Source organism: Pedobacter sp. W3I1, from assembly GCF_030816015.1.
Taxonomy (GTDB): Bacteria; Bacteroidota; Bacteroidia; order Sphingobacteriales; family Sphingobacteriaceae; genus Pedobacter.
The window spans coordinates 3,516,762-3,532,370 of record NZ_JAUSXN010000001.1; the positions used below are offsets into that span (position 1 = coordinate 3,516,762).

At 38.4% G+C, this 15,609-nt stretch carries 15 protein-coding genes and 1 tRNA gene; 11 read left to right on the forward strand and 5 right to left on the reverse strand.

Annotated features, from left to right (window positions below):
* Positions 1–42 precede the first annotated feature (42 nt).
* From QF042_RS14555 to QF042_RS14565, 3 genes are read left to right on the forward strand one after another with little or no spacing between them, the layout of a single operon-like run.
* A complete protein-coding gene (locus QF042_RS14555; RefSeq protein ID WP_307529587.1) occupies positions 43–1,077 on the forward strand; it encodes a N(4)-(beta-N-acetylglucosaminyl)-L-asparaginase in 1,035 nt (344 codons plus the stop codon).
* Between the two features lie 42 nt (positions 1,078–1,119).
* Positions 1,120–1,998, forward strand: a complete 879-nt coding sequence (locus tag QF042_RS14560) for a YegJ family protein (RefSeq protein WP_307529589.1) — start codon at positions 1,120–1,122, stop codon at positions 1,996–1,998.
* A gap of 24 nt (positions 1,999–2,022) precedes the next feature.
* A complete protein-coding gene (locus tag QF042_RS14565) occupies positions 2,023–2,784 on the forward strand; it encodes a copper homeostasis protein CutC (RefSeq protein ID WP_307529592.1) in 762 nt (253 codons plus the stop codon).
* A gap of 510 nt (positions 2,785–3,294) precedes the next feature.
* Here QF042_RS14565 and QF042_RS14570 read toward each other — a convergent pair.
* Positions 3,295–4,188, reverse strand: coding sequence for an IS982 family transposase (locus QF042_RS14570; RefSeq protein ID WP_307529593.1), 894 nt, complete (start codon positions 4,186–4,188; stop codon positions 3,295–3,297).
* Positions 4,189–4,289: 101 nt separating this feature from the next.
* On the opposite strand from QF042_RS14570, the gene QF042_RS14575 reads away from it, so the two are divergent.
* Together QF042_RS14575 and QF042_RS14580 are read left to right on the forward strand one after the other, a co-directional pair.
* Positions 4,290–4,745 (forward strand): hypothetical protein, encoded by a 456-nt coding sequence (locus QF042_RS14575; RefSeq protein WP_307529594.1) that lies wholly within the window; start codon positions 4,290–4,292, stop codon positions 4,743–4,745.
* Between the two features lie 543 nt (positions 4,746–5,288).
* Entirely contained in the window at positions 5,289–6,590 is a 1,302-nt protein-coding gene (locus tag QF042_RS14580; protein ID WP_307526034.1) for an IS4 family transposase, read from the forward strand.
* Between the two features lie 95 nt (positions 6,591–6,685).
* Here QF042_RS14580 and QF042_RS14585 read toward each other — a convergent pair whose 3' ends face one another.
* From QF042_RS14585 to QF042_RS14595, 3 genes are all read right to left on the reverse strand, one after another.
* The gene (locus tag QF042_RS14585; RefSeq protein WP_307529596.1) at positions 6,686–7,078 is read right to left on the reverse strand and encodes a DUF983 domain-containing protein; all 393 of its coding nucleotides are present in this window, start codon (positions 7,076–7,078) and stop codon (positions 6,686–6,688) included.
* A gap of 128 nt (positions 7,079–7,206) precedes the next feature.
* Positions 7,207–7,791: a Crp/Fnr family transcriptional regulator gene (locus tag QF042_RS14590; protein WP_307529598.1), complete on the reverse strand. Its 585-nt coding sequence runs from the start codon at positions 7,789–7,791 to the stop codon at positions 7,207–7,209.
* A gap of 205 nt (positions 7,792–7,996) precedes the next feature.
* The gene (locus QF042_RS14595) at positions 7,997–8,983 is read right to left on the reverse strand and encodes a D-alanine--D-alanine ligase (protein ID WP_307529600.1); all 987 of its coding nucleotides are present in this window, start codon (positions 8,981–8,983) and stop codon (positions 7,997–7,999) included.
* 235 nt (positions 8,984–9,218) lie between these two features.
* Here QF042_RS14595 and QF042_RS14600 point away from each other — a divergent pair, with 235 nt between their 5' ends.
* From QF042_RS14600 to QF042_RS14620, 5 genes are all read left to right on the forward strand, one after another.
* Positions 9,219–9,989, forward strand: coding sequence for a PASTA domain-containing protein (locus QF042_RS14600; RefSeq protein WP_307529602.1), 771 nt, complete (start codon positions 9,219–9,221; stop codon positions 9,987–9,989).
* A gap of 19 nt (positions 9,990–10,008) precedes the next feature.
* Positions 10,009–11,064, forward strand: coding sequence for an endolytic transglycosylase MltG (gene mltG, locus QF042_RS14605; protein WP_307529604.1), 1,056 nt, complete (start codon positions 10,009–10,011; stop codon positions 11,062–11,064).
* A complete protein-coding gene (locus tag QF042_RS14610) occupies positions 11,064–11,471 on the forward strand; it encodes a thioesterase family protein (RefSeq protein WP_057934757.1) in 408 nt (135 codons plus the stop codon). Before mltG ends, QF042_RS14610 begins: the two co-directional genes overlap by 1 nt.
* Positions 11,472–11,479: 8 nt before the next feature.
* The gene (locus tag QF042_RS14615; RefSeq protein ID WP_307529608.1) at positions 11,480–12,469 is read left to right on the forward strand and encodes a YihY/virulence factor BrkB family protein; all 990 of its coding nucleotides are present in this window, start codon (positions 11,480–11,482) and stop codon (positions 12,467–12,469) included.
* A gap of 94 nt (positions 12,470–12,563) precedes the next feature.
* A tRNA-Ser gene (locus QF042_RS14620) sits at positions 12,564–12,653 on the forward strand.
* Positions 12,654–13,117: 464 nt separating this feature from the next.
* On the opposite strand, the gene QF042_RS14625 is transcribed toward QF042_RS14620, so the two are convergent.
* Complete coding sequence (locus QF042_RS14625) at positions 13,118–14,032, reverse strand: pentapeptide repeat-containing protein (RefSeq protein WP_307529610.1); 915 nt, start codon at positions 14,030–14,032, stop codon at positions 13,118–13,120.
* A 229-nt stretch (positions 14,033–14,261) separates the two neighbouring features.
* Between QF042_RS14625 and QF042_RS14630 the strand changes: the two genes are divergently transcribed.
* The gene (locus tag QF042_RS14630; protein ID WP_307529612.1) at positions 14,262–15,275 is read left to right on the forward strand and encodes a zinc-binding alcohol dehydrogenase family protein; all 1,014 of its coding nucleotides are present in this window, start codon (positions 14,262–14,264) and stop codon (positions 15,273–15,275) included.
* The last annotated feature ends 334 nt before the right edge of the window (positions 15,276–15,609 follow it).

Sequence of the window (15,609 nt, forward strand, 5' to 3'; positions counted from 1 at the left end):
ATCAATTAAACGATTAACCATCACAAACACTTAACCATCAAAATGTTTAACCGCCGCAAATTTATAAAAGCATCTGCCCTATCGGCAGGATTGCTGGCTATTGATAAAAAGAGTATCGCCAATATCATTCCACAAGAAGAAACAAAAGCAGAAAACTTCCCGATTGTAATTTCTACCTGGGATTTTGGGATTGCGGCTAATGCCGATGCATGGAAGGTATTATCAACCGGCGGACGTGCCTTAGATGCGGTAGAACAAGGTGTTTGGGTACCGGAGGCTGATGAGCACAATCAATCTGTTGGATATGGCGGTTTACCAGACCGCGATGGCCACGTTACTCTTGATGCCTGTATTATGGACGAACTTGGTAACTGCGGCGCCGTGTTAGCGCTCGAACATATTAAACACCCTATCTCGGTAGCGCGTAAAGTGATGGAAAAAACGCCACATGTGATGTTGGCTGGCGATGGTGCTTTGCAGTTTGCATTAGAGCAGGGTTTTAAAAAGGAAAACTTGCTTACTCCTGCCAGTGAAAAGGCGTGGAAAGAATGGTTAAAGACAGCGAAGTATGCGCCTGTAATGAATATCGAAAATAAACTCTATCAAAAAGCTGCTCCGCAAAAACTTCCCGGAAACCAATATAACCACGATACCATTGGCATGCTTGCTATCGATGTTAAAGGAAATATTTCTGGCGCTTGTACAACCAGTGGTATGGCCTATAAACTTCATGGAAGGATTGGTGATAGTCCTATTATTGGGGCTGGCCTTTATGTAGATAATGAAGTTGGTGGTGCAACCTCAACCGGTGTAGGTGAAGAGGTGGTCAGAAACGTTGGATCTTTTTTGGTGGTCGAATTAATGCGTCAGGGTTATACGCCCGAAGCCGCATGCAAAGAAGCCGTAATGCGGATCATTAAAAAGAAGCCCGAAACCGCCAAGAATATACAGGTAGGATTTTTAGCCATCAATAAAAAGGGCGAATATGGTGCTTATGCCATTCAGCAAGGTTTTAGTTATGCTGTTTGCAATGCAGAAAAACAAGATCTTTTAATCAAAGGCAAAAGCTATTATTAATCTATTGAATTTTCCCAAACGATAAACAAAATGAACCTGTAAATGGGATTATTATCTAAAATTTTCGGAAAGAAAAATGTCGCCGAACGCGAGGGTGAACCAGATATGGTTTATGTGCCCAACGAAGATGAGCGCATGAACTGGGCGATCGAAAAAGCCAACTTAACCCTTTGGTATTTCGAAAAAAGTTTAAAAAACCCACAGGCATACCAGAACTATTTTTCTATTAAAGTTCTCATTACCGATGGTGATGAAGGCGAACATATTTGGTTAACAGATCCGCAATTTGATGATGAAGGGAACTTATTTGGTACCGTTGGCAACGAACCGGTAAACATTCGTTCAGTAAAATTTAATCAAAAGATCGGCATAAGGCGCGATTTAATTTCAGATTGGATGATTATTGAAAACGGCAGGCTAATTGGCGGCTATACCATACGGGCCATCAGGGATGGCGTTGCAGAAAAAGAGAAAGCAGCATTTGACAACAGTATAGGTTTATATATTGATGAAGGTGTTGATCATTTCAAGGCCAATCTCGAAACACCAGAAGGTGCTATCCTGGCGATCGAAAAAGCATACAACAATAAAGATATTGATGCTGCTATAGCTTGTAAGGATTTTTTTGAAGAAGCTAAATCTTTACTTTCTGTGATGAAAATGGAGATTGATCAGCATACGATCAATGAAACGGCAGAAGTACTTAAACTATCTTTCATTAACAATATAGAAGAACATGGTTTTCCTGATTTTTCTACCGTTCAAAATGCTTTTCCCGAACGTAAAAAAGTTGATGAAACCCACTGGGTAATTACAGAAGTATGCTGGTATCCGGATGGCGGAAAATCAGTACAGTTACTTAATACCTACAAATCTCCGAAGGGATGGGTAGTGCTAGGACCTGCAGGGCCACAGGAATAATATAAATTAACTAAATCTAACATAATGAGTGAAAAAGCAATTGGTTGCTTAGAAGTATGCGCTAATTCTTATCAATCGGCATTGGCTGCCCAAAATGGCGGGGCGAAAAGAGTGGAGTTGTGCGATAACCTGGCAGAAGGTGGCACCACACCAAGTTATGCCCAAATTTCATTAGCCAAGAAAAATCTATCCATCGAAGTATGGCCAATTATACGTCCGCGTGGTGGAGATTTCCTATATTCTGAAATTGAGTTTGAATTAATGAAAGAAGATCTAAAAATCTGCAGATCATTAAATTGTGAAGGTATCGTTACCGGAATACTTAAAGCTGATGGCACTATCGATAAAGAAAGATGTGCTGAATTAATTGAGTTAGCCAAACCTATGGAGGTAGCTTTCCACCGGGCATTTGATATGAGCAACGATATGGATCAGGCGCTGGAAGATTTAATCGCACTCAACATAAAAAGAGTACTCACCTCCGGAGGTGCTTCTTCTGCAATTCTGGGCGCAGAAAGACTAGTGCAGCTGGTGAAAAAGGCAAATGGCCGGATTACCATCATGCCTGGTGCGGGGATAAATGAAAACAACATCAAAAACCTCATTGATCAAACCGGTGCCACACAATTCCATGCCTCTGCTAAGGAATTTGTACCAAGTAAAATGGAATTCAGAAATACGGAAACTAAAATGGGTAGTATGGAAGACGAATACCGGTACGAACTCACATCAGAAACAAAAGTGAAAGCATTAGTTGATTGTATAAATAGTTCTATAAATCATTAATTTCAATCGTCATTTCGACCGCACCGCATTTGTAATGTGAAAAGAGTAATTTAAAGGCGATAAATCGTCCTTCCCCTTCATCCTCCGTTGCAAACGAGGATGATATGCTAAAAATAATTTTAGCTTAGCAGGGAAAATTGATGACTTTTTATACGGGCCTCTGTTCCTAAACCCGGTAGAAGCGGCAGCCTCCGATCTTTTATCGGAGCTATAGCGAATAACGGGGCTGCTGTTTCAGAAGCATTACTGAACGTTCATTTTCTAATAAAAAACTAATTATAGGATAGGCGTGTTATATTTTTATTCGCATCATGCTATAAATTGTTAAAATCATTTTTAGCATCCAATACTTTGAGCTTGGTTTACATTTTTATTCATTTTATTTAGCTGTTGTTCCAATTTGAGTATGTAAACCCACGAATAAAAACGGTATACATTCAATTAATCTCCAGGCAATTAGTTATATTTAATTAACCAAAAAACTAATTGTTATGAACCTGAACTCGACAATTAAAAAGCATACAATTGATTGGTTTTGACAGTTTCATATTTTATAGATGGCTTCTTTGGGAAAAAACTATATGCGGCCAATCCTGCTAGGATATTTACGATAAAGTTTATGAATGAACGATGTCTGGAATGCTCAATCTGACAGATGTTTTTCAGTTCGTCATTCACGGTTTCTATAACAGATCTCTTCCTGAGCATAATCTTATCATTCATACTCATAAGGCTGTTTTTCATATTGTTACGGATGCCCGTGACCAAATGTAAGCCATCGGTAAAAAGGATTTCAAATAACTCTTTAGAGATGTAGCCCTTGTCTCCAAACAGCTTCCCAAATATCTTTTTAAGGAAGCTTTCCCTTTTTAAGGGTTCCCTGTCATCCATATTTCCCTGACTGATAAGGAAATTCAGTATTTCGCCCCTGTCATTGATAACCAGGTGAAGCTTGAAGCCATAGAACCAGCCCATTGTAGATTTCCCAACCTCTGCGGTGCCTTTGAATACCTTGTTGGCTTTGATACGCTTATTCTTACAAACCCTGATCGGAGTAGAATCTAAAAACGAGATCCCGGTACACGAACCCGAACAACATGTTTTAAGGAATATGGTTAATGGCATGATCACACTTTGGGTAAGTTCTATAAAGCGATTGTAAGATACCGTTTTTGGGAAATCATCCTGCATATGCTTCTGTAAGTAAAAGATATAATAATGCTTAAAGCATTTAAATCCGCTCATATGAAACAATAGCAAAATGCTGATGACCTCGCTATCGGACATTGTAGGTGGGCGTCTGGAAACCTTTCCAATTATGAAGTTTTTAGTGTTTTGCTTAAAGTTCTTGCAGAATTCGTCAACTATGCAGAAAATATCGGTAACTTTATCGTATGTAATCATGCTTCTTTGTAAATATAAATATTTGAATGTCAGATACTTAAATATAAATATTTACTAGCATGATTACAATTTTATCATAAAATAATTATCGAACTCAGGTTATGAAGAAATTATCATCCCTGATCATGGCTGCCTTGCTTTTTGCAGCATGTCAAAACAAGGAAGCTAAAACTGCTGATACTGCAACAGCAGATAACACCAAGTATCCCTATACCATTAAGCAAGTGCAAAATTGGCAAATGAATCCCGATACCAAAAATGCAATAACCGCAATGACGCTTATTAAAACATTCGAAAATTTAGATACGGCCAGTATGAGCAAGGTACTTGCTGACAGTATGGCTTTGGATGTAGATGGCTACAAATTTAAAGGGACAAAAGCTCAGTTCCTGAAAGAAATACAGGGTGAGTTTAATAAAATGAAGGGCTTTAAAATCGAAATGCAGGATATGGAATCTGTGGTGAACAAAGATAAAAGCGAAGAATGGGTAAGCCTATGGTACAGCCAGGTTTCTACAACCAAAGAAGGCAAATCCGATACAGTGGCTTATATTTAACGATATTAAATTGAAAAACGGAAAGGTTGTCAGATTATCAGAATATGTTCAACATCCAATGAAGAAATAGCGAAAAAGAAGCTGTATCATAAATAGATGTAATCCTTAGGATTAATTTATTGTATAAAAATCAATATAAATGACGTGATTTAAGGAAGTGAATAGCGTCATTTCGACCGCAGTGGAGAAATCTTTAAACATAGGCCAAAGATCTCTCCACTACGCGTTGCTCCGGTCGAGATGACGCCGATATTTAGTATCTGTCATTGGTAACTTGATTGGGAACCACGAAGTGCTCATCGCAGATAATCTTAAATCGCTTGCATTAAGATTCCCGCATGCGCGGGAATGACGACCACACTAACGGATTCTGTCATTGATAGCCTCTCGATGGACTAGATTAAATAGCATTGGCAGAGCGTTTTGATTACTTGTCCCGATTCATCTCATGCGCGTCAAGTTAATGATATTGACAGAGGTTGAAAAGTATGTGATTATTATTTGAAAGAGAAAAAGCAACTTGTAGTTCTAACACATTTAACAATGTCTACAAGCCGCTTTTTCAATTCAAAAATAAAGAAAAGATTTAATATTTTTTTTGGTGGATCAACCGTTGCTACTATAGCCCGAAGTAGTGGTTTTCTCCGGCGCAGTGCAAAGAAGATTTCTCCGATAGATTTTGTTATGGGCTTTGTGTTAAGCTGTTCTCAAATGCAAAACACATTCAGTCAATGGGCTTTTCATATTAGCCAGCTTAGCGGAACTCCTGTAAGCAAACAAGCAGTATTTGATCGTTTGGGGCCATCATCGGTAGCTTTTGCCAAAGCACTTCTGGAGCATGTGTTGCTGCAAGGTATCTTCTACAGATATAGACGTCCGAGCAATCTTTTCAGCCATTTTAAAAGGGTCATCCTACAAGACAGCACCACCTTACATCTCCCCCAGAAACTCTCAGAAGTGTTCAGAGGTAATTTCAGTAAGGGCAAACAAAAGGCAGTAGCCCGTATACAGGCCTTCATCGATATATGCAATATGCAGTTCCTGCATTTCTCGTTGGGTTCCTTTACCGATAATGACCAATCGGCCAGTCAGCAAATCCTTGAAAAGATATCAGCCGGCGAACTGCTTATCAGAGATTTGGGGTATTTTGTACTGGAGGTCTTCGAAAAGCTTACCGGCAAAGGTGCCTTCTTTCTGAGCAGGTTACGTTTTGGTCTGAATATGTACGATTGCAATGGAAAACAACTACACCTGAAAGACTTGCTGAAAAGCAGATCGAAAAGGGATATGTGGCTAATGATAGGCAAACAAAAGAATGTAAAAGTGAGAATGATCATGATTCCCCTGCCAAAGCAGCTTGCAGCACAAAGAATCAGAAAGGCCAAACAGGATAGGGACAGGCGACTGAACCACAGCCAGGACTATTACAGATGGCTGGAGTATACGGTACTGATAACCAATGTAGGTGAAGAAACCTGGACAGCTGCCCAGGCCGATCAGGCATACCGGGTACGTTGGCAGATAGAGATTGTATTCAAATCCTGGAAAAGTGGCTTCCACCTACAGCAGTTGCTGCATAATGGTTGTACCAATGAAAAACGGATCAGCACAAACGTATACCTCTTGTTGATGTTTATGTGCCTGTTTATGCAAAAGATATTCCTGCCAGTTATCCGATATGCCAAAGGCACAATTAGCTTGATCAAATGTGTACAGTTATTTGTATTGAACATGAAAGAGTTAATCGCTATAGGCAGTAAACAGTGCAGGGATGTGATAGATAAGTACTGTAAATATGAAAAAAGAAACCATAGGATTAATTTGAACCAACTATTTTCAGATTAACTTGACGCGCATGCGATTCATCTGGAACCTCAACATGAGACAAAACCTGAAGAGAAATTAGTTTTATGATACTGCCTCTTTTTATTTGTAATTTACTAATCTCCACTTCCCGGAACATAATGCAAGCCTGGGGTAAGGTAATGAAGCAAAATAACTCTCGAATAGCGGTAATTAATTGGCGATAATAATAAAACACCCGCTAAGATTAAACTCACATAATACCACAGGTTTTCATAAACTAAAGGCAAACCCAAAACATACGATGCTACTCCAATAGTAATAATTTCTGCAACATTCATGGCATAACTTACAAACATCGCAACATAGAAAAAACCTGGTTCACGCTCAAATTTTAAGTTGCAATGCGGACAATTAATATTTGTTTTTTGTAATCTGAAAGAATAAGCACTCCCGGTGAAAATATCACCTTTGCGGCAGCGCGGACATTTACACTGTACAAAAGCCTGGAATTTAGATAACTCAGCCATAATCTTCTAATTTAATAGCACAAAGATAAGCCTAAAATTAAAAACTAATTTATGATCTACATCATGTTTAAGAGTTCGTTAATTAGTTCATTGGTCCATTGGCGTATTTAATACCTGATTAATATATCCTAAACTTTTACTATTTTCCCTTTAACTGTTTTAATCAGGCCTTTTTCGGCCAGTATTTTAGTTCCACGGATAACTGTTTCTACCCGCAAACCAGTCATATCGGCTAATTCCTGTCGCGTTACCTTTAAATTTTCACCTACAGCAATATCATTAAGGAGGTAATTGATAATGGTTAGCAGCCGATGATCGGCCTTTTCGCTTGCCAGTTCCTCCAGCATCATCGATTTATAAAAAAGGCGGTTACTTAGAGTACGAATCAGATCCATACTAAAATCGGGCTCATTTTTAATCAGATCAAAGAAATCTTCTTTATTTACAGCAATAATGTGCGAATCTTTATTGGTAATAGTAAAAGCTAAATAAGGCCTGTCAATTAATAAAGCAGGTTCACCAAAATACTGCCCCGTTTTAAAAACGCCTTGAATAAATTCCTTTCCTTCATCACTCACGGTAACCATTCTTACCTCACCTGATTTGATAAAATATACGTAGCGCGGTTGCATACCGGGCTCGTAAATGACAGAATCTTTAGGATAGCTTTTGAGTTTTAAACCCTTATCAATCAGTTTTTGGATATTCATCATAAAAAATCAAAATGGATTGTCTCAATTGACTTCGCTCAGCCTAAACTTGTTATCAATTACCGATTTCAAAAGTCGGTCGTCATTTCGAGCAAAGTGCAACGGAGTCGAGAAATCTTTGAAAAAGATACTTTCTTAAACTAAGATCAAAGATTTCTCCACTACGGTCGAAATGACGCTATATATATATATGACTCATATTCAAAAATTACCCCAGCGTTTCTTTCATTAAACGGGTATAAAATTCTTTAAGTGTTATCCCCATGGCGGCTACCTGTTGCGGAATAAAACTGGTTGCCGTTTGGCCAGGAATGGTATTAATTTCGATAAAATAAAACTTACCGGTTCCTTCTTCCAGAAAGTAATCAACGCGTACCACTCCCCTGCAATTTAGTTTCTTATATACATCTTTTACCACCTGTTGCACACGACTCACCTCTTCTTCATTCATTCTACCCGGGGTAATTTCTTCAGTTGCGCCTGGTGTATACTTGGCTTCAAAATCAAAAAACTCATTTGCTGGAATAACCTCTGTAGTTGGCAAAACAATAATCTTTCCTTCAGCGCCAAAAATGCCGATCGAAAACTCCCTGCCGCTCACAAACTCTTCGATTAAAATCTGAGTATCTTCCTTAAAGGCTTTTTCAATGGCTTCTTCAAGATCATCGGCATGTTTCACCTTACTCATGCCAATGCTGCTGCCCCCACTGTTTGGTTTAACAAAATAAGGCAATCTTAAATCTTGTTTAATTTGATTTAAGCTATAGTTTCCATTTTTAAATATCTGAACAGATTTTGCGGTGTAAAGGTTATCAATACCTTCAACAACAGCCTTAGTATAACCTTTATTCATGGTAATTGATGAAGTTAATGCATCGCACGCGGTATAGGGAATACCTAACATATCGAAATAGCCCTGCAATTTCCCATCCTCGCCAGGCGAACCATGTATGGCAATAAAAACGCCGTCAAACTTAATTTTTCTTCCTTCCAGCGTTAAGGAAAAATCATTTTTATCAATTTCAATTTTAACAGAATCGGCAGGTTCATAAAACCAGCTCTTTTCGTTCAGCATAATTTTATACACATCGTATAAATCCGGGTCGATATTTTGAGCAATAGTGGCTGCGCTTTTCACCGAAACAACCCACTCGCCTGTGGTACCGCCTGTTAACAATGCTATCGTTTTCTTCATGTTAAAAATCCTTTTGTAAATAGAAATTGAATATAAATATATCCTCAAAAATATAAATATCTTTGTGCTTTAGTAATATTGATTGAGAGAATTATTCAATGATTGAATGAATGAATTAGAGAATGATTGAATGAAAGAATTAGAGATGGATTGAATGAAGGAATGGATTCTATAATTCAATCAATCATTAAAATAGTTACATTTGAGCTTATACGCATAACCCAATTTAAGATTCATGTCTAAATTTATAGATTATTTAAAAACCAAATCGTTTAGAAACAACATTTTAGCTGCAATAATAACCGTTGTAGTACTTCTATTGATCGCTTTTTTTAGTTTAAGATATTATACCAAACACGGCCAGGGCTTAAATGTACCTATGGTAAAAGGTTTATCATTTGAGCAGGCGGTTAAGAAACTAGAAGACGCCGGACTAAAATACGAAGTCGATTCTGTTTTTATAATGGATCAACCTGCGGGAATTGTGATTGATCAGGATCCTGACCCCAATACTTTTGTAAAAGATAACCGTACCATTTACTTAACGATTAATGCAGGAAAAACACCGAATACAAAATTCCCTGATATAGCGTTTAAAACTTTAAGGGAAGCACAAGCTATTATAGAAAGTTCGCGATTAAAACTTGGAGATACGACCTATAAGCCAGATGTAAGCCGTGATGTGGTTTTAGAAGCCTCCTTTGGCGGCCAGCCGATAGCTGCCGGACAGATTGTGCCTGTTGGCTCGAGGATTAACCTGGTTTTGGGCGATGGGCGTGGAAACGAAGAAGTAGATATCCCACAACTCATGGGATTAACCATGGATGAAGCTAAATTTAGCTTAAGAGGTTCGAACTTAAGTTTAGGCACCATTATTTACGATGGCCCTATTACCGATAGTGCTGCTGCTGTTATTACTAAACAAGATCCTATGCTGGTTGATTCGCTAACCAAAGTGGCTATAGGCACCAAGATTAACATTACCCTATCTAACAAACAACAATAAACACGTATCATATTTACAGATGACTGAAGTAGAAAAAAAGAACATGAGTACAGGCAAAAAAGTGGCAATAGTTATTGCACTTGTTGTTATTTTAATTGCTGGTTACTTTGCGTTAAATATTTACAGGCTTTACTTTGCCCCTAACATTACTGAAAATCAAAAATATTTATATATCAAAACAGGAAGCAGTTACGACGATTTAATTGCAGAGATTAAAAAGAAAGATCTGGTAAAAAGCATCTCTTCTTTTACTGCAGCTGCCGGAAAAATGAATTTAGCCACGAATGTTAAACCCGGCCGTTACCGTTTAACCAAAGGGATGACCAACCGCAGTTTAATCAACTTAATTAAAGCCGGAAATCAAGATCCCGTTAAATTGAAATTCCATAATATCCGTAAGAAAGAAAATTTTGCGGCATACCTGGCCAGCAATCTGGAAGCCGATTCGTTAAGCTTTATCAATGTTTTAGATTCTACTGCGCTGATTAGCAAATATGGCTTTAACCAGGATAACGTATATGCTATGTTTATTCCGAATACTTATGAAATGTACTGGAATGTTTCTCCGGTTGATTTCTTTGAGCGCATGCACAAAGAATACGATAAATTCTGGACTGCCGATCGCAAACAAAAAGCAGCAAGTTTAAACCTGACTCCGGTACAAATATATACCTTAGCTTCTATTGTTGATGCAGAGGCACTTTACGATAAAGAAATGCCAATTATAGCAGGCTTGTATTTAAACCGTTTAAATAAAGGCATATTGTTACAGGCTGATCCAACGGTAATTTTTGCCAACAACGATTTTACGGTGAAAAGAGTAACCGGAAAATTATTACAGGTACAGTCGCTTTACAACACTTATAAGTATGCAGGTTTACCTCCCGGGCCGATTATGATGCCGAGTATTAACGCCATTGATGCTGTACTAAACCGCGACAATAACAATTACATTTACATGTGTGCCAAAGAAGATTTTTCTGGCTACCATAATTTCGCAGAAAATAAAGCACAGCACGAAATCAATGCAAAGAAATACCGTGAAGCTTTAAACAAAAGAAATATATTTAAATAATGTATAGCCACAGTACAAAAATCAGGGTTCGATATGGCGAAACCGATCAGATGGGCTATATGTATTACGGCAATTATGCACAGTATTATGAAGTAGGCCGGGTAGAAATGTTGCGCAGTTTAGGCATGAGCTATAGCTCTATGGAAGCTGACGGAATTATGATGCCTGTTTTAGAATTAAAGTGCAAATACATTAAACCTGCCCTTTACGATCAGGAAATTACGGTAAAAACAATCATCAAAACTTTACCGGGCATCAGGATTTTTTTCGAGTACGAGTTGTATAACGAAAAAGAAGAACTCATAAACATTGGGGCCACTACACTGGTTTTTGTTGATATGAAGAAAAATAAACCTACAAATCCACCCGAAAATTTTATGGAAAAACTATCGGTGTTTTTTAATTAACAAATACAATGGAATGGTTACATAGGCAATTATTACATCTTAAACTCTATTCTAGATTTATCGAATGGACAAAGGGATGCGTTTTGCCTGGTTTTAGTCCACTTCCATTGTATACTGTAGCTACATTTTTCTTTCGTGAAATTGGTAAAGATGCTTTGGTAAACAAATCATCATCATTAGCTTATAGTTTCATGCTGGCTATCTTCCCTGGCATTATCTTCTTATTTACGTTAATTCCTTTTATTCCGATCAAAGGCTTTCAGGATCAGCTTCTAAATTTAATACAGCTTGTACTGCCACACAACGCTTTTGATGCCTTTGAAACTACGTTAAAAGACATTATCAAAAACCAGAACAAGGGTTTGTTATCGTTCGGTTTTTTATCAGCCATATTTTTTGCTACAAATGGCGTTAAAAATTTAATGAAGGCTTTTAATAAATCATCATTGATTATCGAAACCAGGGGCTGGTTAAAACAACGCTTAATTGCACTGGTATTAACTACGATTATTTGTTTTTCCATTATCATCTGCATCAGCGCCATGACTCTGGGAGAAGTTTTACTGAATAAGATCACAAACGAACTCCACATTAAAGGTAGTTTCTTGGCCTTTGCTGTACAGTTTACCCAGTGGGCACTACTGGCTATTTTATATTTTTTAACGGTATCTATCTTATATCGATACGGGCCAGCACATTCAAAAAAGTGGCGTTTCTTTAGTGCAGGTTCCTGGCTGGCTACCATTTTAGCTTTCCTTACTATTTGGGGTTTTTCTTTCTACATCAACCATTTTGCTTCATACAACAAAGTGTATGGCTCTATCGGAACATTAATCGTAATCATGATCTGGCTTTACCTCAACTCTTTGATTTTATTGATCGGTTTTGAACTGAATGCCAGCGTGGATGTAAGTAAAAGAAGTGTGAAGATTATCCGCCCAACTTTTAATTTATTCAAAAAATCAGAGCCAATTGAAGAAAATATACAGAAGAAATAATTTTTTCTTCCTCTGTGTTAAGTAATTATCAAGTTTATATAAAAAAAAAGCATTCATAGTTTGCAGATTTAACGGGAGTTCGTACTTTTGCGGCGGAGAGTTGGCAGAGTGGTCGATTGCGGCAGTCTTGAAAACTGTTGACTTGTTAAAGGGTCCGCGGGTTCGAATCCCCCACTCTCCGCCAAAATGGTTTCAAAAACCAACAAAAGCCTGCAAATCTTACGATAGCAGGCTTTTTTTTAGCAAACTCTATTGCATTCTGGCGCGAGTCTTAGTGCCTCGTGCCCAAGCCATCGCCTGAATTTATTTTAGTGAATTAACATATTGATCTTGATCCCTCTAAAAACCTCAACAAGTTAAGTATTGTAAAAGCAGATTCAGCCAGCTCTACATGCTACACACTAAAATTTACACTGGTAAGGGTGGTTTGGATCGTGGTCATATCTTGTTTGATTAAAAGAGGTTATCGGTTCAACTGCTGTTAATAAGAACTATTAAAAATTTCGATAGTAGTGAGTTATACTAGCGCAATAGAAGAAAACGAATGCTTAACATAAAAAAGGCTACTCGAAATCAAATAGCCTTTTGTAAAAGTCAATACGTTAGAAACGAACTCTAGTTATTCAGCATCCACATAAATATACCTAATTACACCAGGTTAACCTTCGATAAATCTGCACCCAAACCTTTGAGTGAAGCATAGGTTAGCTTATCCATCATTGCTCCTTCAAAACAGATCGTTTTAATGGCTCTGTAATATTTATTGGTGAGGGCGAAGGTAGAGCGGAAAGACACGTTTTTAAGCGTTGTGCCTTTAAATGTAGTTTCGTTAAGTGCTGCGTTGTGAAACAAAACCCCTATAAAAGTCTGCCCATCCAAACGGAGTCCGCGCAGATCCGAATAATCAAAGTCTACAGCCTCAAACACGCAATTTTCAAAAACTGTTTTCCTTAAATCGGTTTTGCTCAGTTTTACCCCAGTTAGTTTGGTATTGCTGATTTTTGCCCCAGCCAGTTCTAAAGCATAGAATTTTGTACACACCAAAATGGCCTGATCAAAATTAGCACCCGTAAGATCAGTAGCCGAGAAGCTGGAATCGGTGAGGTTTGCACCTTGAAAATTGGCTTCGCGTGCATCGCTACCCAGAAACGAACTGCCAGTCAGGTCAGCACCAGTAAAATCTGAGCCACGTATATTACTCCCGTTAAATTTGAGCTTATGCGCAATAATACCAGAAAAATCGGTACTGGCAAGATCGTTCCCACTAAAATTGGTCAGTAGCTGTGGTTGAGGCGAATCTGCTAAACTCTTTACCTCTGGTGTTGTCTCTTCAACCGCACTGATGGCATTTGGAGAGGAGAGATTCTCTGAAAAATAATTGAGATCTACATCCAGAATCTTGGCGAGTTGGTTTAAGGTAATAATGTCTGGCATTGATTCTCCCCGCTCCCATTTTCCAACGGCTTGTGGGCTTACAAATACATGTCCGGCAAGTCCGGCCTGAGACATATTTACTTTTTTTCGTGCTCCGGCAATTTTGTTGCCGATCATTTTTGCATCCATATGTACTGTCTTTTTTTAATCTTTCGACATGGCAAAAGTAGCTAGTCAATTAGCCAGATTCAGCAAGTCAGCCGCTCATTATAGTTGTAATTCCCCTACTTATTGTTGCTTTTTAGCAACTGTCCGTTGTATTTAAGTCACAAGCGAATTTCTAAAAGCTAATAACGCAATATCAGTTTATATTTGCCTTACAGAAATCATAAAAATTGTATATTCATATAAAAAGACAATGAAAGCTATAGGATTTAAAACCTCACTACCCATTTCGGCAGAAGAAAGTTTTATCGAATTTGAAACAGCTGTTCCGCAACCAAGCGGACGCGATATACTGGTTAAGATAAACGCGATTAGTGTAAATCCGGTTGATTATAAAATACGTCAGAATAGTGCTAAAGATACGATATTGGAAACGCCGAAGGTGATAGGCTGGGATGCGACCGGAACGGTAGAAGCTGTTGGAGAGGCGGTTACTTTTTTTAAACCAGGTGATGCAGTTTATTACGCTGGCGATCTTACCCGCAGTGGCAGCAATGCTGAATATCAATTGATAGATGAACGGATTGTAGGCTTAAAGCCAGGCAAGCTCAGCCATGCAGAAGCTGCAGCTATGCCCTTAACCGCGCTTACCGCATGGGAATCGTTGTACGACCGTATCCGCATTAGCGATCAAAAAGATAAGGGGAAAAGTATACTCATTATTGGAGGAGCCGGTGGTGTGGGTTCAATTGCGATACAACTCGCAAAAAAAATAAGCGGGCTAAAGGTAATTACCACAGCTTCGCGTACCGAAACTAAAGAATGGTGCCTGTCCATGGGAGCTGATTTGGTGGTGGATCATAAAAACCTGGTAGAAGAAATACGTGCAGCAGGTTATCAGGAAGTAGACTTTATACTAGATTTTGTTGATTTAAATGCTTATTGGGATGCAATAGCAGAACTGATAAAACCACAGGGGCATATTGTTTCTATAACTGGCTCAGCCAATCCTATTGCACTGAATAAGTTAAAAAATAAAAGTGTTACTTTTTCGTGGGAATTCATGTACACCCGTTCGATGTACCAAACCGACGATATGGAAGAGCAGCACCATATTTTAAATAAACTTGCCGAACTTTTTGATAACGGCACCCTTAAAACCACTTTAAACACTACTTTGAATGGCTTTACAGCTGATAACCTAAAAGAAGCACACCGCTTATTAGAGAGCGGAAAAACGATTGGTAAGGTTGTAATCGAATATTAGGGATTAGATGCCGATTGTATCAAATATAGAATTGTCATGCTGAAGGTAATTTATTGTATAAAATCAATATAAATAACAGGGATTTTAAGGAGATAAATCTCCTCAGATTATCGTCATTTCGAGCAGGCTTTTCAGCTGGCGAAGCCTGCCTGCTGCAGGCAGGCAATCTTTATAGCAGGATCACTAGCAGGAAAGATTGCTTTCCCGAAAATTCGGGATTCCTCCTCGAAATGACGACCTTTCTATAGAAATCTGTCAATAGTAGAGGTTCTAGAAAGAACATTGGAGTGGAGATGACATACTGCTAGGTATCGTCATCTCGACCGCAGTGGAG

Excerpts from the sequence above, each read along its gene's own strand:
- QF042_RS14630 (WP_307529612.1), top strand. The coding sequence starts at position 14,262 with ATGAAAGCTATAGGATTTAAAACCTCACTACCCATTTCGGCAGAAGAA.
- QF042_RS14585 (WP_307529596.1), bottom strand. The coding sequence starts at position 7,078 with ATGGCTGAGTTATCTAAATTCCAGGCTTTTGTACAGTGTAAATGTCCG.
- QF042_RS14625 (WP_307529610.1), bottom strand. The coding sequence starts at position 14,032 with ATGGATGCAAAAATGATCGGCAACAAAATTGCCGGAGCACGAAAAAAA.
- QF042_RS14580 (WP_307526034.1), top strand. The coding sequence starts at position 5,289 with ATGTCTACAAGCCGCTTTTTCAATTCAAAAATAAAGAAAAGATTTAAT.
- QF042_RS14590 (WP_307529598.1), bottom strand. The coding sequence starts at position 7,791 with ATGATGAATATCCAAAAACTGATTGATAAGGGTTTAAAACTCAAAAGC.
- QF042_RS14615 (WP_307529608.1), top strand. The coding sequence starts at position 11,480 with ATGGAATGGTTACATAGGCAATTATTACATCTTAAACTCTATTCTAGA.
- QF042_RS14555 (WP_307529587.1), top strand. The coding sequence starts at position 43 with ATGTTTAACCGCCGCAAATTTATAAAAGCATCTGCCCTATCGGCAGGA.
- mltG (WP_307529604.1), top strand. The coding sequence starts at position 10,009 with ATGACTGAAGTAGAAAAAAAGAACATGAGTACAGGCAAAAAAGTGGCA.
- QF042_RS14600 (WP_307529602.1), top strand. The coding sequence starts at position 9,219 with ATGTCTAAATTTATAGATTATTTAAAAACCAAATCGTTTAGAAACAAC.
- QF042_RS14575 (WP_307529594.1), top strand. The coding sequence starts at position 4,290 with ATGAAGAAATTATCATCCCTGATCATGGCTGCCTTGCTTTTTGCAGCA.
- QF042_RS14560 (WP_307529589.1), top strand. The coding sequence starts at position 1,120 with ATGGGATTATTATCTAAAATTTTCGGAAAGAAAAATGTCGCCGAACGC.
- QF042_RS14570 (WP_307529593.1), bottom strand. The coding sequence starts at position 4,188 with ATGATTACATACGATAAAGTTACCGATATTTTCTGCATAGTTGACGAA.
- QF042_RS14610 (WP_057934757.1), top strand. The coding sequence starts at position 11,064 with ATGTATAGCCACAGTACAAAAATCAGGGTTCGATATGGCGAAACCGAT.
- QF042_RS14565 (WP_307529592.1), top strand. The coding sequence starts at position 2,023 with ATGAGTGAAAAAGCAATTGGTTGCTTAGAAGTATGCGCTAATTCTTAT.
- QF042_RS14595 (WP_307529600.1), bottom strand. The coding sequence starts at position 8,983 with ATGAAGAAAACGATAGCATTGTTAACAGGCGGTACCACAGGCGAGTGG.